This window comes from Flavobacterium gilvum, from assembly GCF_001761465.1.
GTDB classification, from domain to species: domain Bacteria; phylum Bacteroidota; class Bacteroidia; order Flavobacteriales; family Flavobacteriaceae; genus Flavobacterium; species Flavobacterium gilvum.
The window spans coordinates 263,532-283,809 of record NZ_CP017479.1 but is presented as its reverse complement, the minus strand read 5'-3'; the positions used below and the strand labels follow the sequence as shown (position 1 = coordinate 283,809).

General features: G+C 36.9%; 13 protein-coding genes and 1 tRNA gene. 7 read left to right on the top strand and 7 right to left on the bottom strand.

Going from position 1 to position 20,278, the window contains the following annotated elements; all coding sequences use genetic code 11:
• The first annotated feature begins 118 nt into the window (after positions 1-118).
• Together EM308_RS01340 and EM308_RS01335 are read left to right on the top strand one after the other, a co-directional pair.
• On the top strand, positions 119-3,643 hold the full coding sequence (locus tag EM308_RS01340) for a malectin domain-containing carbohydrate-binding protein (RefSeq protein WP_035637138.1): 3,525 nt from the start codon (positions 119-121) through the stop codon (positions 3,641-3,643).
• A 184-nt stretch (positions 3,644-3,827) separates the two neighbouring features.
• A complete protein-coding gene (locus EM308_RS01335; RefSeq protein ID WP_035637140.1) occupies positions 3,828-6,242 on the top strand; it encodes a sugar-binding domain-containing protein in 2,415 nt (804 codons plus the stop codon).
• Between the two features lie 107 nt (positions 6,243-6,349).
• Here the strand turns inward: EM308_RS01335 and EM308_RS01330 are convergent, their stop codons facing one another.
• From EM308_RS01330 to EM308_RS01320, 3 genes are all read right to left on the bottom strand, one after another.
• On the bottom strand, positions 6,350-7,012 hold the full coding sequence (locus EM308_RS01330; RefSeq protein ID WP_156101346.1) for a DUF3826 domain-containing protein: 663 nt from the start codon (positions 7,010-7,012) through the stop codon (positions 6,350-6,352).
• A 175-nt stretch (positions 7,013-7,187) separates the two neighbouring features.
• Positions 7,188-7,262, bottom strand: a tRNA-Val gene (locus tag EM308_RS01325).
• Between the two features lie 224 nt (positions 7,263-7,486).
• Positions 7,487-8,743 (bottom strand): glycosyltransferase family 4 protein, encoded by a 1,257-nt coding sequence (locus EM308_RS01320; protein ID WP_035637144.1) that lies wholly within the window; start codon positions 8,741-8,743, stop codon positions 7,487-7,489.
• A 109-nt stretch (positions 8,744-8,852) separates the two neighbouring features.
• Here EM308_RS01320 and miaE point away from each other — a divergent pair, with 109 nt between their 5' ends.
• Positions 8,853-9,434 (top strand): tRNA-(ms[2]io[6]A)-hydroxylase, encoded by a 582-nt coding sequence (gene miaE, locus EM308_RS01315; protein ID WP_035637146.1) that lies wholly within the window; start codon positions 8,853-8,855, stop codon positions 9,432-9,434.
• A gap of 39 nt (positions 9,435-9,473) precedes the next feature.
• On the top strand, positions 9,474-12,239 hold the full coding sequence (locus EM308_RS01310; RefSeq protein ID WP_035637148.1) for an AsmA family protein: 2,766 nt from the start codon (positions 9,474-9,476) through the stop codon (positions 12,237-12,239).
• A 227-nt stretch (positions 12,240-12,466) separates the two neighbouring features.
• Here the strand turns inward: EM308_RS01310 and EM308_RS01305 are convergent, their stop codons facing one another.
• Together EM308_RS01305 and EM308_RS01300 are read right to left on the bottom strand one after the other, a co-directional pair.
• Positions 12,467-13,165 carry a hypothetical protein gene (locus tag EM308_RS01305; RefSeq protein WP_051877778.1) on the bottom strand — a complete coding sequence of 233 codons (699 nt, stop codon included), beginning with the start codon at positions 13,163-13,165 and terminating at the stop codon, positions 12,467-12,469.
• Between the two features lie 231 nt (positions 13,166-13,396).
• Positions 13,397-14,632, bottom strand: a complete 1,236-nt coding sequence (locus tag EM308_RS01300) for a bifunctional folylpolyglutamate synthase/dihydrofolate synthase (RefSeq protein WP_035637150.1) — start codon at positions 14,630-14,632, stop codon at positions 13,397-13,399.
• A 130-nt stretch (positions 14,633-14,762) separates the two neighbouring features.
• On the opposite strand from EM308_RS01300, the gene EM308_RS01295 reads away from it, so the two are divergent.
• Both EM308_RS01295 and EM308_RS01290 read left to right on the top strand, forming a co-directional pair.
• Complete coding sequence (locus tag EM308_RS01295; protein WP_035637152.1) at positions 14,763-15,461, top strand: MotA/TolQ/ExbB proton channel family protein; 699 nt, start codon at positions 14,763-14,765, stop codon at positions 15,459-15,461.
• A gap of 3 nt (positions 15,462-15,464) precedes the next feature.
• The gene (locus EM308_RS01290) at positions 15,465-15,860 is read left to right on the top strand and encodes an ExbD/TolR family protein (RefSeq protein WP_035637154.1); all 396 of its coding nucleotides are present in this window, start codon (positions 15,465-15,467) and stop codon (positions 15,858-15,860) included.
• A gap of 750 nt (positions 15,861-16,610) precedes the next feature.
• On the opposite strand, the gene EM308_RS01285 is transcribed toward EM308_RS01290, so the two are convergent.
• Entirely contained in the window at positions 16,611-17,513 is a 903-nt protein-coding gene (locus EM308_RS01285) for a hypothetical protein (RefSeq protein ID WP_035637177.1), read from the bottom strand.
• Between the two features lie 298 nt (positions 17,514-17,811).
• Positions 17,812-18,879, bottom strand: a complete 1,068-nt coding sequence (locus EM308_RS01280; protein ID WP_035637180.1) for an anhydro-N-acetylmuramic acid kinase — start codon at positions 18,877-18,879, stop codon at positions 17,812-17,814.
• 96 nt (positions 18,880-18,975) lie between these two features.
• On the opposite strand from EM308_RS01280, the gene EM308_RS01275 reads away from it, so the two are divergent.
• The gene (locus EM308_RS01275; protein WP_035637182.1) at positions 18,976-20,115 is read left to right on the top strand and encodes an acyl-CoA dehydrogenase family protein; all 1,140 of its coding nucleotides are present in this window, start codon (positions 18,976-18,978) and stop codon (positions 20,113-20,115) included.
• Positions 20,116-20,278: the final 163 nt, after the last annotated feature.

Below are 20,278 nucleotides of genomic sequence, written 5' to 3'. Positions count from 1 at the left end.
AAACCAATAAGTAAAGTTAGACCTAACAGGTTTTAAAAACCTGTTAGGTCTGTTTTGAGGAAACACTTAAATGACCTTATATGCCTTATATGGTTAAAAAATAGGTTCAGGAAAAAGTATGAAGAAAGCAGTTTTTTTTATAGTTAGTTTTTTTTCAAGTTTTTGCATGGTATTTAGCCAAAGCAATAAGGAATCAGCGGGATTCCGTAAAGAAGTTTCGCTTAATTCTTCTTGGGAAACAATCATTTTAGATAATCCGTCACAAGAAGAAACATTTGTAAAAAACCTAAAGACAAACGCCGACTGGGAAAAAGTAAACGTTCCTCACAATTGGGATCAGTATTACGGATTCCGAAGAACAAAACATGGCAATCTGCATGGAATAGCCTGGTATCACAAAACATTAAAACTAGACAAAGAATATGCTTCAAAAAAGCTTTTCCTTTTTTTTGAAGGAGTAAGTTCCTATGCTACTGTTTGGGTAAACGGAAAAAAAGTTGGTGAACATAAAGGCGGGAGAACCACTTTTACACTAAATATAACCAATGCTGTTTCTTTCGAAAAAGAAAATAATATAGTAGTCAAAGCTTCACATCCGTCATTTATCGCCGATTTGCCTTGGGTTTGCGGAGGTTGTTCAGGCGAGTGGGGATTTTCAGAAGGTTCACAACCGATGGGGATTTTCAGACCGGTGACTTTGGTCGTTACCAATGCCATTCGGATAGAACCTTTTGGTGTCCATATTTGGAATGACAAAGCAACTTCCAAAGAAAAAGCTGTTTTAAATGTTACCGCCGAAATCAAAAACTACGGAAAATCGGACAGGTATTTAACAATAGTAAATACTCTTTATGACAAAGACGGAAAAAAAGTTGCTACTTCAAAAAGTGAAACGAACAGCTTTGTAGGTAAAACAAACGAAATAGCACAATCGCTCCCCGAAATTTTACAGCCAAAATTATGGTCGCCAGCCAATCCTTATTTGTACCAATTGGTTACCACTATTTTAGAAAAAGGGAAAAAAATTGATGAGCTAAAAACACCTTACGGAATTCGTTGGGTAAGCTGGCCGGTGAGCAGAGATGGAAAAGACAATCGTTTTTTTATCAACGATGAGCCATTGTTTATTAACGGAACCTGTGAATACGAACATTTAATAGGGAACAGTCATTCGTTTTCGAAAGAACAAATCCATTCGAGAATTGAACAAATAAAAGCCAGCGGATTCAATGCCTTTCGCGAAGCGCATCAACCACATAATTTGGAATATCAGAAGGAATTAGACGAAAATGGTATTTTGTTTTGGAGCCAGTTTTCGGCGCATATTTGGTACGATACTCCCGAATTCAAAGAGAATTTCAAAACCTTATTGCGTGAATGGATTAAAGAACGCAGAAACAGTCCTTCAGTTGTGATGTGGGGATTGCAAAACGAGAGCACGATTCCGGCTGCATTTGCCGAAGAATGCACCAAAATCATTCGAGAAATGGATCCGATGTCAGCTTCACAACGCATTGTTACAACCTGCAACGGAGGAGAAGGAACCGACTGGAATGTCGTGCAAAACTGGTCGGGAACCTATGGTGGCGATCCGTTTAATTACGATGTCGAAATGAGCAAACAATTATTAAATGGAGAATACGGCGCATGGCGTTCACACGATTTACATACCGAAGGCGAATTTGACCAAAAAGGGACATTGAGCGAAAACCGTTTTTCCCAATTAATGGAAATAAAAGTTCGCGAAGCCGAGTCGGTTAAAGATAAAATCGCTGGGCAATTCAACTGGCTTTTTGCCTCGCACGAAAATCCGGGACGCGTTCAAAACGGCGAAGGATTCAGGGATATAGACAAAGTGGGGCCTGTAAATTACAAAGGACTTTTCAGTATTTGGGGAGAACCTCTGGACGCTTATTATATGTACCGAGCCAATTATGTTTCGAACAAAACCAACCCGATGGTGTATATCGTTTCGCATACTTGGACAAATCGTTGGGCTTCTGCCGGAATTAAAAGCGGAATTGATGTGTATTCCAATTGTGATGAGGTGGAATTGTTCAATAATGTGGATAAAACATCACTGGGCAGACTTAAAAATCCAGGCTTGGGTCAGCATTTTCAATGGAATAATGTCATGATTAAGTATAATGTTTTATACGCTGTTGGTTATTTAAACGGAAAAGCTGTGGCCAAAGATTATATCATATTGAACGGTTTACCGAAAGCACCTAATTTCAGCGTATTGGAAACAGAGAATGATGTGTTTTTAAAACCAGCAAAAGACTATAATTATATCTACAGAGTAAATTGCGGAGGTGGCCAAATGACAGATGCTTTTGGGAATACCTGGCAGGCGGATGTGCATAAAAGTGGCGATGGGACTTGGGGTTCTTTGTCTTGGACAGATAATTTCAAACAGCTTCCTGATTTTTATGCGAGTCAAAGAAGTACTTTCGATCCAATTGCGGGGACAAATGATTGGAAATTATTTCAGGATTTTAGATATGGAATCGACAAACTGCGTTACGAATTTCCAGCTCCAGATGGAGAATATTTGGTGGAATTGTATTTCATCGAACCTTGGTACGGAACTGGTGGCGGATTGGATTGCAAAGGCTGGCGTTTGTTTGATGTGGCTATTAATGATAAAGTGGTTTTAAAAGATTTTGATATTTGGAATCAGGTTGGGCACGACAAGGCATTGAAGAAAACTTTTGTTGTAAAAAGTAAAAATGGGAAAATTGTGATTTCGTTTCCAAATGTAAAAGCGAGTCAGGCAATTATTTCGGCAATAGCCATTGCGACCAAAGACAAAACAGTGAAAGGAGCGCCTGCATCTTCAGGAAATATTCAGAATGTCGTTATTGATACAGAGGATAAAACAGCTTGCAAAATAGATTCTTGGCTTGATATAAATTCGGTGCAATATTCGAATGGGAATGTTTTTTTTACAAAATTACCTTCGGAGGTTTTTGGTGCCGAGTATTTGCAGTTTCCTGTCAATGCAAAAACAACAGGTTCTTTTGAGACCAAAGAAGATTCTGATATTTATCTTTTAGTGCCTCGGAAACCAAAAGATTCAATTCCTGGATATAAAGAAATAGAAGGTTCGGCTAGAAATTCAGAAGGTATTGAGTTTACTGTTTTTCAGAAAAAAGTAAAAAAGGGCGAAAAAGTATTTTTCGAAAATTTTGAAAGTTTGAGTTCTGTTGCTGTGGTTCCAACGTATGATATGGGCGAAAAAGACGATTCGCGTCCTGTGGTGCTTATTGAAGCCGAAACTGCCAAAACGGATGGATCGGGAATTCAGAAGGCTAATTTTAAAAAGAGCGATTATGTTGAGTTTACACAAAAAACAAAAAACAGCATTCAGTTTGAAGTAAAACCTGGAGTAGCCGGGATTTACCTGATGCGTTTCCGATATATGAATCGAAATGAAACACCATTAAAAGTCAAATTCAAAATGGAAGATGCTTACGGAATTTTGATGAGAAACGATACGATTGAGTTTCCTCCTTCGCCCGAAAAATGGAAAGTTTTGAATACAACATCAGGCGGTTATATCAACGCAGGGACGTACACAATCACATTAGAATCAGAGGATATGCAGGGATTGTTACTAGATTCTTTTGAGTTTCAGTAAATATTTAAAAACATATAAGTCATATAAGTTTTTAAAATAAATCGGCTCTATTTGAGTGTACAAAATAATTAAAAATTGAGATGGATTTAAACCATATAAGGCATATAAGTTCATATAAGTTATATGTTTAAGTTTTCCTTAAATGACCTTATATGCCTTATATGGTTGAAAAAAAATAATTACAATGGTAAAAAAAACAGGAATCGTATTGGTATTATTGCTTTCAATAGCAAGTTTTTCCCAAACTAAAAAAGCCCGAATCGTTGAGGATTTTAATAAAAACTGGAATTTTAAACTAGGGGATTATCCTCAGGCAATAAATGCTAATTTCAATATCGCTGATTGGAGAACTTTGAATTTGCCTCACGATTGGAGCATTGAAGGAGCATTTGATAAAGACAGTAAAACAAAACAAGCGCAAGGATTCTTGCCAGCTGGAAAAGGTTGGTACCGCAAAGTTTTTACCATTCCTGCCAATTGGAAAAACAAAGCCATTTCAATCGAATTTGATGGTGTTTTCAAAAACAGTGAAGTATTCATAAATGGACATTCGTTGGGAATTCGCCCGAACGGATATATTTCTTTCGGTTATGAATTATCCCAATATTTGTATTTTGGAAAACCAAATGTTATCGCTGTCAAAGTTGATAATGATGCGCAGCCCAATTCAAGATGGTACACGGGATCGGGAATTTACAGAAATGTGCGATTAGTTGTCAGCGAGAAACTGCACGTGGCCAAATGGGGAACTTATGTAACGACTCCGGAGGTTTCTGCACAAAAAGCAAGCGTTAATTGTGAGGTTACTATTGACAATGAAAACGCTTCCGCAAAAGAATTCAAACTGGTAACTTCAATAGTAAATGCAAACAATGTTGAGGTTGCAAACAGCACTTCTATAGAAAAATTTGAGCCAAAAACTTCTGCAAAAAAGGTTCATAATTTAACCGTTAATCAGCCAAAATTATGGGATACTGAAAATCCATATATGTACAAAGTGCTGACGAGAATCTATGAAAATTCAAAATTAATCGACAATTATGAAACTCCATTGGGTTTCCGATTCTTCAGTTTTGATGCCGAAAAAGGATTTTCATTGAATGGAAAACCAACAAAGATATTAGGCGTTTGTCTGCATCACGACAACGGCGCTTTGGGGGCTGTGGAAAATATTCACGCCGTAAAAAGAAAACTGAAAATCCTGAAAGAAATGGGAGCTAATGCCATCCGAATGGCACATAATCCACATTCGTTGGAAATGATGCAGTTGTGCGACGAGATGGGATTTATTGTTCAGGACGAAGCTTTTGATGTTTGGAAAAAGAAAAAAGTAACCAACGATTACCACAAAGATTGGGATGCGTGGCACAAACAGGATTTGGAAGATTTTATCAAAAGAGACCGCAACCATCCGTCGGTGATGATGTGGAGTATCGGAAATGAAATCCGTGAGCAATTTGACAGCACCGGAATTGCGATTACTAGAGAATTGGCACAAATTGTTAAATCGCTAGACAAAACGCGTCCCGTAACGAGCGCTTTGACTGAAAATGTTATTGAGAAAAATTTTATTTACCAATCGGGTGCTTTGGATTTGTTGGGATTCAATTATAAACACGAAGATTACAAAGATTTTCCAGTTCGTTTCAAAGGGCAAAAGATACTCGCTTCCGAGAGTGTTTCGGCGCTCGAAACCCGTGGACATTATGACCAACCTTCGGATGTGATAAAAACTTGGCCACCCAAATATGGTGCTCCGTTTGATGGCAATGCCGATTGGACTGTTTCGGCTTACGATCAGGTGAAATCCTATTGGGGAGCGACTCACGAAGACAATTGGAAAACCATCAAAAAACAGGATTTTATGGCGGGAACTTTCATCTGGACAGGATTCGATTATATTGGGGAACCCGATCCGTATCCTTATCCTGCAAGGAGTTCGTACTTCGGAATTATTGATTTGGCTGGCTTTCCCAAAGATGTGTATTATATGTACCAAAGTGAATGGACGACCAAACCCGTTTTGCATATTTTTCCTCACTGGAATTGGACGGCTGGACAGGAAGTCGATGTTTGGGCGTATTACAACAATGCCGATGAAGTCGAATTGTTCCTTAACGGAAAATCATTGGGTAAAAAATCCAAGCAAAATGACGATTTACACATTTCATGGCGTGTAAAATTCGAACCCGGAACAATAAAAGCCATTTCTAGAAAAGGGGGAAAAGTTGTTTTGGAAAAAGAAATCAAAACAGCTGGAGAAGCTTCGAAAATTGCTTTAGTAGCCAACAAGAAAACCCTGAAAAATGACAGTTATGATTTGGTTTACGTAACCGTTTCTATAACTGATAAAGACGGAAACTTAGTGCCAAACGCCAATAATCTAATCGATTTTGAAGTGATAGGTGGCGGAAAATTAGTTGGAGTTGACAATGGTTATCAGGCAGGTTGGGATTCGTTCAAAGCCAATTCTTGCAAAGTATTTAATGGTAAATGTATCGCCATTATTCAATCTAACGGAAAGAAAGAAAATATTCAGTTAAAAGCTTCAACGGGGATCGATATTTTGGCGAAAGCCATAGAAATAAAAGTGGAATAGAGGCAGTTTAGGGAAAAATTATACTCAAGGCCTTATTAGATATCACATCAAGAGGCTGTCCGGAAAATTACTTTTGGACAGCCCTTTTTTGGTTTTGAGACAAAAGTCTACTTTTGTTTCTTGGCTTCTTTTTCTGCCTTAATTTTTTTGGTATAATCACCATACATCTGACGCCAATTACGACCGTGGTTGTTTAAATATTGTTCAGCTTGGGTTTTATAAATTTCAAAAATAGCCGATATCTCTTTCATGCTCTTATAATCCACTGCCTGTTCACGAGCCTTTTCTAATAATTTTTGAATTTCAGCAGTTTCTGTAGCTGTCATATCAGGAACAATAGATTGGTAGCCTTTCATCGTGAAAGCTACTTTTCCAATAGTGTATTTGTCTAAAACCAAAGCTACTTGGTCTTCGCTTAAATCTTTTCTTAACCCACTCATTAAACTTTCATGAGTTGTAGAAGGTATTGCCGAATCTGCAATAATTTGCCGATGAAGTTCTGAAAGAGGCTTCCCGTCCAGAGGATTAATTCCCGCAGGAACTGTAGAGGCGGGGTGGGTATTATGCCAATCTTTTATTGTGGAAAGATGAGTAGCAACTACTTGTATTAATCTATTTTCCTTCGAGCTGTCATTTAATGATAAAGAGGTAATCCACTCTTTTGCTTTTGTAATATCCTCTTCGGCCGTTGAAACAGATTGCGCTCTGATGACAGTGTTTATAATTAGAAATCCAATGAGCAATAATGCTTTCATTCTTTTATTTTTCATAAAAATTGATGTTAATTTATGTCAGTACTTTTATTTTATTTGAGTTTAAAAGTACGAAACACAATCTCAATTTTTTACAAGTTAAGTGTGTATTTAACAATTATTTATTTTCGACAAATAAAAGTAAGAAAAATTTACCGCAAAAAAAAACTTCTCAATTCCTTGAGAAGTTTTGTGGGCGATGAGGGGTTCGAACCCCCGACCCCCTCGGTGTAAACGAGGTGCTCTGAACCAGCTGAGCTAATCGCCCTATTTTATTGGATTGCTATCATTTCGTGATTGCGAGTGCAAATATAGGCAGGTTTTTCGCTTATGCAAAACATTTCGAAAGTTTTTTTGATTTTTATTTTAAAAAAATAGTCAGCGCTCTAATATTTAGTGTTTTAAGAAAATAAAAAAAAATGAAAAAATAATTTATTGAGACACGGATTAAAATGATTACATATCGATTTTTCTGAAGGCTGACTCTTTTGGCTAATTTTTTTTCTCTTTACTGTTTTTTGTTTCAATCCACCTTGACATGTATTTGGTGCTGGTCAAAGTGTGATGCTGTAATAATGCTCCCATGAAGTTATCCAAACGGTGTTGGGATAAGTTGGCGAGTAAAAACTGAATTTTTGCGGCAAAATCATTTTCAAACTTTTCTTTTGAATAGCGTTGATTGATGATGGCAATTCCGTTTTGTTGAGCAGTTGTCCAAAGCTGTTTATCCATGTACAATTCTGCTGCGGCTTTGGTGAATTCGGTCACATCATCTGTAATAAAACCATTCCAAGGCAAATTTCCCTGCATCGACTCGGCACCGATGCTAGTCGTAATACTGGGAGTCCCGCATTGTATGGCTTCAATCAGTTTTCCCTTTATGCCTGCGCCAAAACGCAATGGTGCTAAAACGATTCTTGCATTTTGGACTACTTCATTGGCATCATTTGCACGACCTTTTATATAAAAACCATCTTTTGGTTGGTGTAATTGTAATGCTTTTTGGGAAGGATAAGCGCCATAAATATTTAGATTGGTATTTGGTAATTGCTTTCTTATCAGTGGCCAGATGCTTTCTTTTAGATATTGTACCGCATTCCAATTGGGTTCGTGCAGAAAGTTGCCTATGAAAACAAAATCGTTTCTTTCTTCAAAAGAGGGGAGTTTTTCAAAGGTAGATTGTGAAATTGGTTCGAGTAAAAAAGGTAGATAATACAATAATTGTGAATCTATTTTAAAGATTTTTTCTAATAATTCCATTTCAAATTCGGAAATAATTAGAGACAAGTCGCATCGCAAAATACTAGCGATTTCTCTCTTGGCGACTTCTTCTTTTAATGTATCTGTAATTACAAAATCGCGATGTGCTTTAAACGCCTTTTGCCTTGCAGACCGTAGACAGTGTAAATCCTCAGTATCCAATATTCGCAGGGCATTCGGGCAATTTTCGGCAACGCGCCAGCCAAATTGCTCTTCAATCATAAATCGGTCAAATAATACAATGGCTGGGTTCAGTTCTTTGACAAAAATGTCAAAACTGGAACAATTCAGTGCAATTGTTTTTTTGTCCACATTCAGGGCGGCCAAATCAACCATAAAATCACTGTCCATGGCAGGGCTGGCAAACGTAATGGAATAGCCCTGTTGCTGAAATTGTGTGATTAACTGTAACATTCTGCCACCTGCTGCCGAAGAATTGGGCTCGGGCCAAACGAAACCTATGATTAAAACCGTTTGAATATGATTCATGATTATTTATGATAATGGTGCAAAATAATGCAATTTGTATGGTTAAAACATTATTTTCAAGGGAAAATCGACAAGAAAACACTAATTTTGTAGGATTAAATTAGTTGTCATGCTTGGATTGAAATTAGCCACAGACCCACGTTGGGTAAATATAGTAGAAACCAATATCGAAGAAATATTAACTGACCACGCTTGGTGTGAACAAAAAGCAGCCTCTAATGCTATTAGTTTGATAGCTTATAATTCTGAGTTAGAGGAATTAGTGACCGAGTTGTTGGTGATTGCTAGAGAAGAATTGGAGCATTTTCAATTGGTTCATAATTTAATAAAAAGCAGAGGGCTGACCTTGGGTAGGGAGCGAAAGGATCATTATGTAAATGAATTGTTTAAATTCATGAAAAAAGACGGCAGCCGCAAAGATGCTTTGGTGGATCGATTGCTGTTTTCGGCTATGATTGAAGCCAGAAGTTGTGAGCGTTTCAAAGTGTTATCAGAGAATATTGAAGATCCAGAATTGGCCAAATTTTATAGAGATTTAATGATTTCTGAAGCGGGACATTATACTACTTTCCTTGGCTTTGCCAGAAAATATGTAGACAATTTTGATGTAGACAAGCGTTGGAAAGAATGGATTGAGTATGAAACTTCGATCATTGTTAATTACGGTAAAAATGAAACCGTACACGGGTAAAACTTCTTTTTAATTTAATTAATTTATATCACAATAAATATGGCAGCTACCAATTATAAATCAATAGGTTTAAAGATTCTAAAATATGTGGGTATTACTCTTGTTGTTTTATTGGCTCTGATGTTTATCGTGCCATTGGCTTTTTCGGATAAAATAAGGGACCAGGTAAAGAAAACAGCCAATGAAAGACTCAATGGCGAGTTGAATTATACAGATGCCAATGTTTCTTTTTTTACTCATTTCCCCTCATTAACGCTTTCGTTAACCGATTTCAAATTAAACGGGTCGGCTCCTTTTCAAAATGAAAAATTTATTGCCGCCGATGAAGTTGCTTTCGGAATCAATTTGAGCAGTCTCGTTTTTGGAAAAACCATCAAAATTGACGAAATTTTTCTTTCCAATTCTTTGATTAATGTGAAAGTGAATGAAAAAGGAGAAGCCAATTATAATGTTTATAAAGGCGAAAAAGAAACAGGTGCAAAAGAAAAAGAGTCTGAAACAGGAATCAAATTAGAAGAAATTCAAATCAATAACAGTAAGCTCGTTTATGACGATCAGTCTACAGATGTTCATATTGATGCTTTCGGGTTTGATTATTTAGGAAATGGAGATTTGAGTCAGGCTATATTTGAATTACATTCGAAAATTAAAATCGGTAAGTTGAATTTAATTTACGCCAAAGAGCCTTATTTGATGAATAAAAAAGTCGATGGGGAATTGATTACCAAAATTAATACCAATTCGCTTTCTTTTGTTTTTGAAGAAAATGACTTATCAATTAATAAACTTTTGGTCGATTTTAAAGGGAAATTTGATTTCCTAAAAGATGGATACAATATGGATTTTGTTGTAAAATCATACAAAAGTGATCTTTATGAGCTTTTCACAGCTTTTCCGCCAAAATATATTACTTGGTTGAAAGATGCAGAATTAAATGGTAAAATAGATTTATTGCTTACGCTCAAAGGGGAATACATTGCATCAAAAAAAATTGCACCAGATTTGAATTTGGATTTTAAAGTAAAAGATGGATTTGTAAATTATAAAAAAAGTGCTTTTCCCGTTTCCAACTTAAATATGGATATTTCGACCAAAGTACCTTCTTTAAATCCTGAACTTTTGATTGTGGATGCCAGAAATTTATCTTTAAATATTGAGAAAAATTATCTGAAAACTCAATTAAAAATGAATGGATTGTCTGCTCCGGACGTTGATTTGGTTTTGGATTCCAAAATTGATTTGGAGAAATTAAATCGCGCACTTGGAGTTTCGAATATAGAATTAAAAGGAATGTTGGTAAGTGATTTGAAAGCCAAAGGGAAATTCGATAAAAAACAAAGACTTTTTCCAAATGCGAATGGAACGGTGGATTTGAAAAATGGATTTGTGAAAACACCGTATTACCCAAATCCGATTACTGATATCAATGTCGTTTCCAAAATAAACAATCAAAAAGGAACTTATGATGGCCTTTCAGTTGTATTGGATCCGGCAGGTTTTACTTTTGAAGGGGAACCTTTTTGGGTAAAAGCAGATTTGAAAAATTTTGATAATCTAAATTATGATATTAAAGCCAAAGGGGTTTTGAATATCAGCAAAATATACAAGGTGTTTTCTCAAAAAGGATTGGATGTAGATGGTTATGTCAAAGCCGATTTGGAATTAACTGGAAACCAAAGTGATGCTGAAAAAGGGAATTACGCCAAATTGAATAATAAAGGAACGCTTGAAGTTCGAAACATTAATGTCGTTACAGAGTATTTGCCTAAATCATTACTGATTAAAGAAGGGATATTTAGATTCAATCAGGATAAAATGTCTTTCAATACGTTTTTGGCATCCTATGGAGAGTCTGATTTTAAAATGAATGGTTATTTGCAAAATGTATTTAATTTCATTTCGTCTAAAAATGGAGTTTTAAGAGGGGCATTTACGTTAAATTCAAAATACATTAATGTAGATGAGTTTATGTCAAGTACAGCCGTTGCGACAGCTCCGGAAGCTTCGACAAATGGAACACCAAATGCAACTCCACCGCCAACTGCTCAACAGAGCGGAGTGATTTTGGTTCCGCATAATCTGGATTTACAATTTTATGCCACTGCTCATAAAATAAATTATCAGGGACTGACTTTACAGGACGGAAAAGGAGCTGTAAAAATGAAAAACGGAAAAATATTGATGCAAAATACCGGCTTCAATTTAATTGGTTGTAATGTGATGATGAATGCCGCTTACGAAGGACTCACTCCACAAAAAGCACTTTTTGAATATCAAATCAATGCAAAAGAATTTGATATAAAACGAGCTTATAAACAAGTGAAAATGTTTAGAGAAATGGCCAGTGCCGCCGAAAATGCCGAAGGAATTGTTTCGTTGGATTACAAAATAAAAGGAAGGCTGGATCAGCAAATGATGCCTGTTTATCCTTCGCTGATAGGTGGTGGTGTTATTTCTGTGAAAAATGTGAAAGTAAAAGGAATGAAAATGTTTGGTGCGGTTAGTAGTAAAACGGATCACGAGGAAATGAAAAACCCCGAATTGTCAAATGTTAATATCAAAACAACAGTAAAAAACAACATCATTACCATTGAAAGATTTAAGTTTAAGTTTGCCGGTTTCAGACCAAGAATTGAGGGAACATCAAGTTTAGACGGTAAATTAAATATCAAAATGCGATTGGGATTACCTCCGTTTGGAATTATCGGAGTTCCGCTGACGGTAACAGGAACTAAGGATAATCCAAAAGTGAAAGTAGGAAAACAAGGAGAAGAAATTGAGGAAACAAAAGACATAGAAGAGTAAGTTTTTTACTCATGTAGAGATTTATAAACAATCAGCACAAATTGCATTACTGATAGAACAGTGTAATTTGTGCTGATTGTTTTTTATGGCAGTCATTAAAAGTGTGCTAAGATTTTTTTGCCACAGATTAAAAAGATTCACACTGATTTTATACATAAGTGTTAAAGAAATCTGTGTGAATCTTTTTAATCTGTGGCTGTTTTTTGTATTATTTGCGTATAGTTTTTTTATTTGGAAGCTTCTGGTAAATTATGGTAGATATAGTCTCCGTGAACACCTGTGAATGCTAATTTTAATTCATCAAAAAAAGCTTTGCTGTCAGCTTCTTTAGGCCAGGCCGTTTTTTCTAGTTCGTCTTGCTTTTTGTTGGATTTTTCTATGTCTGCGAATGAGTCAAAGTAATAAGCCTCCATAAAATCCCTGCTATCAGATCCCCAGGCGTGGCGGAAAGGATAATATCCTTTGATGGTAGGATCTTTTAGGGTAACCTTTTCGTTAAATTCCTTCATACCTTTCCCTTTACCGCTCATTGATAGCTGCGATTTTCTTATATAAATAATCATGGGTTCTTTTGATGAAGGTTTGAACTCTTTGTGACCAATCGTTTCAATCGAAGAGTAGATTTCGTCTGAGTGGAAAGGAGTGTAATAACTTTTTCGCTTGTCAAAAAAAGCGGTTCTTGCTTTTTCGTCAGGCCAGGCTTTTTTGGCGAGTTCGTCGTCTATTTCTTGGGCTTTTTCGATGTCTTCCCAAGTTTTGTAAACATCAACCAAAATGACCTCAGTATTGTTGCTGGTGTAATAATGGGTAAGGATTTCTGAACCGAGAACTAAATCATTTTTGCTTGTTATTTTGTCAAAGTACTCTTGTTCCGTTGCCTTCCAATCCTTAGGATCAATATCCAAATTTCTGTGTAGGGTTGTCATTGTGATAAATACAGGTTGGGGGGATCTTGTTTTGGGGCATCCTGAGCATAACTGTTTACGCTTAGGCAGAATGTTAAAATCAACATTCTCAACGAAAAAAAAGTTTTCTTTTTCATAATAAATTAAAAATTAAGTGATTAATTAACAAAAAACACATATAAATTTAGTTAATTGTTAATCAAGTAGTTATGAAATTTTAATTTATTTTTTTAAGAAAAAAAATAGTGATTGCTAAACCTCTTTATTTAATGGCAATTCAGCCACTACAAAGGTGCTCCCGCCCACATAGATAAAATCGTTTTTTGTAGCATTATTCTGTGCAGAAGCAAAAGCTTCTAAAACAGAATTATAAGTATTCCCAATAAGTGAAAATTGCGATGATTTTTCTTGTAATAAGTTTGCATCCAGACCTCTTGGGATATTTGGTTTGCAAAAGTAATAGGTTGCATTTTTTGGAAATAACGCTAAAACTTCACCCAGTTCTTTGTCGTTTACGACCCCCAGAAGGATATGTAAGTTTTCGAAAGTTTCTTTTTGAATTTGTTCCAAAACAATCTCGAGCCCGTTTTTGTTGTGTGCCGTGTCGCAAATAATTTTTGGATTTACGCCCAATTGTTGCCATCGACCCAGTAATCCGGTGTTTTTGACTACTTGGAGTAATCCTGATTTTAGGCTTTGTTCACTTACTTTAAAATTAGTTTGCTCGTTCAGAATTTTAAAAGTTTGGATGACAGTTTTTTTGTTGTGTTCCTGATAATCACCAATTAAATCGGAAGGGAACGTTTCTGGAATCAAATCAGAAGCAAAATAAATTTCAGCTTTGTTTGTTTCGGCTTTCGCCAAAAATACAGGCTTTGTTTCAGGGGTATATTCACCAATAACCACAGGTATTTTGGGTTTGATAATTCCGGCTTTTTCCGTCGCGATAGATTCCAGCGTGTTGCCCAGGAACTGAACGTGGTCAATGCCAATATTGGTTATTACAGAAACCAATGGCGTGATAATATTAGTGGCATCGAGTCTTCCACCCAATCCCACTTCTATAATAGCGATATCCACTTTTTCTTTGGCAAAATATTCAAAAGCCAAGCCAACAGTCATTTCAAAGAAACTCATGTCATTGGCTTCAAAAAAAGATTTATGCTTTTGGATAAATTCACAAACAAAATCTTCGGAGATTTCCTTGCCGTCAATTTTTATTCGTTCCCGAAAATCTTTCAAATGCGGGGAAGTGTATAGCCCAACTTTATATCCGGCTTCCTGTAAAACAGAAGCCAGCATGTGTGAGGTTGAACCCTTGCCGTTGGTACCCGCAACGTGTATGCATTTTATTTTTTTATGAGGATTATCAAGATGATCCGCAAGCAAAATAACATTGGTCAAGTCTTTTTTGTAAGCCGAAGCGCCTTGATGCTGATACATTGGAAGTTGGTTAAACATCCAGTTTGTCGTTTCTTGATAGTTCATTTATTTTTGATAAAATAGTTTGAAATTGAAATATTTTTCGCTTTTTTTAGTTTAATATTACAGCGCAAAAAAGTAAACCACAAAATTCAAATATTTTTTGCAATTAATGATTATAAACCAAAAATAAAATATGTTTAGTTTTATACAATTACAGGCCGATACCCTTGCTAATGCAGCATCCAATGTTGTTGTCGAAAAAGTGGCAACTACCAATAATGAAATCTCCGTTCTGGAATTTATTTTTAAAGGAGGATTTTTTTTAATACCTATTGCGATACTGTTATTTTATACTTTTTATGTGATTATTGAACGCTATTTGTATATCAATAAAAAAGCAAAGGTTGATCCGCTTTTGATGCGTGATGTCAAAGATCATTTGACCTCAGGAAATTTTGAGCTGGCTCGTTCCATAACCGAGCGAACCAACACGGCTTCCGGAAACGTAATAAAAGAAGGGATTACATTGATTGGTCGTCCTATTGCCGAAATTGAATCGAATATGGATCGCGCCGCCGATATCGAAATTGCCGAAATGGAACAACATCTTGGACAATTGGGACTTATCGCCGGTATCGCGCCCACACTAGGATTTATCGGAACGATTTCTGGGGTTATCAAGATTTTCTACAGTATTTCGGTAACCGAAAACATCAGTATCGGAAATATTTCGGGAGGTTTGTATGAAAAAATGATCAGTAGTGGTTCTGGATTAATTGTGGGAATCATTGCCTACAGCGCTTACCACTTGCTCAACGGAAAGATTGATAATTATGCACTGAAAGTGCAAAAACAAATATTGGAATTCGTAAACATTATTCAAAAAGCGTAAACCATGTCCATCAAAAGAAAAAGAAGATTTCATGCCGAAGTCGCCACTTCCTCCTTGAGTGACATCATGTTCTTTTTGTTGCTTTTTTTCCTGATTATCTCCACTTTGGCCAATCCAAACGTGATAAAAATGACGTTGCCAAAGGCAAAATCACATGAAAAAACCAACAAGCAGTTCATCAGTTTATCGGTTACTGAGGACAAAAAATTCTATATTGACAAACAGCCCGTTGCTTTCGAAGAACTCGAGACTACTTTGATGTCCAAAATAAACACGGAAAAAGACCAAACGGTAATCGTCCGAATTCCGTTCAATCTTCAAGTGCAAGATTTGGTCGATGTATTGCAAATAGGAGTGAAGAACAACCTGAAATTTGTCATCGCTACAAGTCCAAAGTAATATTAAAAATAATTGGGGCGCGCCACCATAAAGAAAAGGAGCCAAATCATCGCAACGGTGATTCGGCTCCTTTCCTTTATGCTGTCGGGCTGTCCGCGTTACTTCGGTAACTTGCTTCCATCCCTCACGCGCAATGTCATTAAGTTAAGGATATAAAACCATCGTTTTGTCATTCCGAGGCACGAGGAATCTCACTAGTGACTCACGTTATGTGATTTGCTTCGCCTGTTCGCTGTCGCTCGAGTCTCCTTCGTCGAAATGACATAAAAAACGCTTAACTTAATGACATTGCCTTCACGCGGGTCGGAGGGAACACGAGATGTTATGGATTATTAATTGATTTTTTTTGATATTGATTGTGAAGTTTCTTTTGTATTCTATAATCAATCGCCGTTTTTTTTTTTTTTTTTTCATACAGCTTTGCCACAATATTGTCCCCGCTCGTGAACACAATCTAAATCTGCTTTTCTGTATGACTATTTGTAGATGGTATTACTTTGTGGGCACGAGCGGGACGCTCGCGCTAGCACGGGTAGCACGGGGTATATGCGTAATGAGATTGCTTCGTTCCTCGCAAAGACTTATGAAAAACTAAACTTGTAAAATAGCCCCGATGGGAGGGAATATCCTTTTTAAAAAATACCCCTTTCACGATCTAAAACTCGGAAAGGGGTATTTTTTAAAAAGATAGGAAGGACAGCGGGACTACCGTTGATGAAATGCACAAAAGTTGTGCTCCTAATTATCGGATTAATTCAAGCTGAAATTATAAATAATTTTTCCAATTTGTTTTATTGGGGCGTTGCTGTCAGATTCCCATTTGGTGTTCATAGCAGCAATTCTGGCCTGATCGAGAAGGCAACTTGCCGTATTGGTTGTTCCTTTTACTCCGGGTGTTGCAGTTATGGTTTTTCCGGTTTGGTCAACAGTCACTTCTACGACCACTTTTCCGGATTCGTTGCAGGTATATTTTGGAGCGGGTTTCGAGAGTGCTTTTCGGTTACCGAGGGAATAGCCGGAACCACCGCCATTACCTCCACCAGAGCCGCCACCGCTTCCCGGGCCGTAACCGCTTCCGTTGCCAATTCCAGTTCCAGTTCCGTTTCCGCCACCAGTACCACCGCCGGAACCGCCTGTGCCATAATAACCTGTTGCGGTCAAACTTCCGTTGGATTTTCCTTTGTTTCCTGCGGTTTTGTCATCGCCGTCACCGCCTTTGTTGGAACCTTTGAGGATGCTGGCCAAAGCGTCATTGGTCGAATTGGATACTTTTGGTTTAACCACTTCGGGTTTGGGTTCTGGTTTTACAACTACTTCCTGTTTTTTAGGTTTTTCTTTTTGAGGGATTACTGCGCTTTCTTCGGTGCTGTTTTCTTGAGCCAAAGTGGCTTCATCTGGCGTACTTTTTACAGGAACTGCTTTGGCGTGGTTTTGCACATTCAGGACTTTGCTGTTTGTATTCTTTCCAGAGCCCAAATCACTATCTCCAAAATTTATGGTAACGCCGCCACCGCCACCGCCACTTCCGATAAGTTGTTCGAGATTGGATGGTGGCCAAAACCGAATGAAAAACAACAGTATCAACAAAGAGGCATAAATGAGTATGGATAAGGCTAGTGATTTCTTTTGATCGTTGGAAAGGGCAAAACTCATTGTGAAAATGGATTTTAAAGTGTATTTATAAAACGCCGAAAAGTAGTAAAAATTGTCTAGACAAAAAAACGGCAGGGGTCTAATTCAAGGGAAACATATTTTTTAATTAACCATATAAGACATATAAGGGCATATAAGTTTTATAAAACAAGGGAAAGAAGCAAAATGTTGACTGCGTTAACACATCAGCTTTAAATGACCTTATATGCCTTATATGGTAAAAAAAAACGGCTCCAATTATTTTGAAGCCGTTTAATCCGTGTCGTTTATGGCAATCTTAAAAATAGTTGCATTGCTATTAATAGTCATAAATCACTCCGGAACTGTGGTCGTATTTTGCTCCCGTAACACTATGAAGCGCATTGATTTCTTCCCGCATTTTTAAAACGCCCAATAAGGCAAAGATTAATGCTTCTTTGAATTCCAGAATTTTTTTCGAAGGAATGATAATATTCATTTCGGGTAAGTGAAACTGAATTCTTTCCATCAGGAATTCATTGTATGCGCCTCCTCCGGTTGTAAGCATACTTCCGTTTTTCTTTGGCAAAGCCAAGGCGATTTGAATTGAAATATGTTCGGTATAAGTGCGTAATTTATCTTCTGTAGAAATGTGATAACGCTCTATAATCGGGAAAATGATTTCTTTTACAAATTCAAAACCTAACGATTTTGGGTGTTTTTTTTGATAAAAGTTCAAAGCGTTCAACTCATCGAGTAATTCAGTATTACAATTTCCAGTTTTTGAAATTTGACCTTTGTTGTCATAATCCAGTCCCAATAGATTGGCGTAAAAATTAAGAACTGTATTTACTGCTGAAATGTCAAATGCGATTCGGCTATTATTTTCTTCAAATGAAACATTTGAAAAACCGCCAAGATTCATACAGTAATCATATTCTGCAAATAAAATGTGATCACCAATAGGAACCAAAGGCGCACCTTGCCCTCCTAATTGAACATCCTGAACTCTGAAGTCGCAAACCACTTTTTGCTGGGTCAGTTTTGCAATTTCGGGCAGATTTCCAATTTGAAGCGTAAATCCGTTTTGGGGCTGGTGCAAAATGGTGTGTCCGTGTGAACAAACGGCGTCCAGATTTTCAAGCTTATGTTTTTGAATGAAATCAATAATTATTGAAGATAATAATTTGGTGTAGTTTTCGTTCAAAGCAGTTAGTTGATTTTTTTCGTAATTTACAGCTGCTTTTAAGTTGGAAATCCAATCAGGGGTATAAGAAATAGTTTCGCATTCGAGTATCTCAAAAGCCCATTTACCATTTTTTATTTCGAATTGAATATGAGCCAAATCAACTCCATCCAACGATGTACCTGACATCACTCCGATAACGTTATAGTTGTCTTTTTTCATGACGCAAATTTACGATTCAAAATTAAATATTTGATAATTTAAGAGTATCTTTGAATATATTTTTTAAACAAAAAACAACTTTTATTTTATATTATTATGGATTTCACTCTAACCGAAGAACAATTAATGATACAGCAAGCAGCGAGAGATTTTGCTCAAACTGAATTGTTGGAAGGGGTAATAGAAAGAGATGAACACTCGAAATTCCCTACAGAACAGGTCAAAAAAATGGGCGAACTTGGTTTTCTGGGCATGATGGTTGATCCCAAATATGGAGGATCAGGTCTGGATAGCGTTTCCTATGTCTTGGCCATTAGTGAAATTGCCAAAGTGGATGCTTCGGCAGCAGTTATTATGTCTGTAAATAATTCATTGGTTTGTGCGGGATTGGAAAAATATTGTAATGAAGAGCAAAAGATGAAATATTTGGTGCCACTTGCCAAAGGTGAGGTGATTGGAGCATTTTGTTTGTCGGAACCAGAAGCGGGGTCGGATGCGACTTCACAAAAAACCACCGCGATTGACAAAGGAGATTATTATTTGTTGAACGGAATGAAAAATTGGATTACCAATGGGGCTTCGGCTTCAACATATATAGTAATGGCCCAAACCGATATTGAAAAAGGGCATAAAGGAATTAATGCTTTTATTGTAGAAAAAGGATGGGCGGGTTTTGATATTGGTCCGAAAGAAAAGAAAATGGGAATTCGCGGTTCTGATACCCATTCTTTATTATTTAATGATGTAAAAGTGCCAAAAGAAAACAGAATTGGGGTCGATGGTTTTGGATTTAATTTTGCAATGGCCGTTTTGAACGGAGGGCGCATTGGTATTGCCTCGCAGGCTTTGGGGATTGCTGTTGGAGCTTATGAATTATCTTTGAAATATGCGCAGGAGCGAAAAGCGTTTGGAAAGGAAATTTTCAATCATCAAGCAATTGCTTTTAAACTGGCAGATATGGCAACCCAAATTAGCGCAGCAAGATTACTGTGTTATAATGCTGCTTTTCAAAAAGATGCTGGAATGGATATTTCGCAATCTGGGGCGATGGCCAAACTTTTTGCTTCTCAAACGGCAATGGATACCACAATAGAAGCGGTGCAAATTCATGGTGGGAATGGTTATGTTGCCGAGTATCATGTGGAGCGCATGATGCGTGATGCCAAAATCACTCAAATCTATGAAGGGACTTCCGAAATTCAACGAATTGTAATTTCGAGAACATTAAAGGCATAATTGATTTTATTAAAAAAAGATGAGAATCCAAACTTGAATTACGAGTTTGGATTTTTTTTATCCCTAGTTGCAATTTTTTCATTTGGAGTTTGTTTACTTTTGTGGATTGCTTACTCAAAAGAAATAATAAAAAAGATGAGGCCCTTTAAGAACATAGCGGTTG

Excerpts from the sequence above, each read along its gene's own strand:
- EM308_RS01340 (WP_035637138.1), top strand. The coding sequence starts at position 119 with ATGAAGAAAGCAGTTTTTTTTATAGTTAGTTTTTTTTCAAGTTTTTGC.
- EM308_RS01335 (WP_035637140.1), top strand. The coding sequence starts at position 3,828 with ATGGTAAAAAAAACAGGAATCGTATTGGTATTATTGCTTTCAATAGCA.
- EM308_RS01330 (WP_156101346.1), bottom strand. The coding sequence starts at position 7,012 with ATGAAAAATAAAAGAATGAAAGCATTATTGCTCATTGGATTTCTAATT.
- EM308_RS01320 (WP_035637144.1), bottom strand. The coding sequence starts at position 8,743 with ATGAATCATATTCAAACGGTTTTAATCATAGGTTTCGTTTGGCCCGAG.
- miaE (WP_035637146.1), top strand. The coding sequence starts at position 8,853 with ATGCTTGGATTGAAATTAGCCACAGACCCACGTTGGGTAAATATAGTA.
- EM308_RS01310 (WP_035637148.1), top strand. The coding sequence starts at position 9,474 with ATGGCAGCTACCAATTATAAATCAATAGGTTTAAAGATTCTAAAATAT.
- EM308_RS01305 (WP_051877778.1), bottom strand. The coding sequence starts at position 13,165 with ATGACAACCCTACACAGAAATTTGGATATTGATCCTAAGGATTGGAAG.
- EM308_RS01300 (WP_035637150.1), bottom strand. The coding sequence starts at position 14,632 with ATGAACTATCAAGAAACGACAAACTGGATGTTTAACCAACTTCCAATG.
- EM308_RS01295 (WP_035637152.1), top strand. The coding sequence starts at position 14,763 with ATGTTTAGTTTTATACAATTACAGGCCGATACCCTTGCTAATGCAGCA.
- EM308_RS01290 (WP_035637154.1), top strand. The coding sequence starts at position 15,465 with ATGTCCATCAAAAGAAAAAGAAGATTTCATGCCGAAGTCGCCACTTCC.
- EM308_RS01285 (WP_035637177.1), bottom strand. The coding sequence starts at position 17,513 with ATGAGTTTTGCCCTTTCCAACGATCAAAAGAAATCACTAGCCTTATCC.
- EM308_RS01280 (WP_035637180.1), bottom strand. The coding sequence starts at position 18,879 with ATGAAAAAAGACAACTATAACGTTATCGGAGTGATGTCAGGTACATCG.
- EM308_RS01275 (WP_035637182.1), top strand. The coding sequence starts at position 18,976 with ATGGATTTCACTCTAACCGAAGAACAATTAATGATACAGCAAGCAGCG.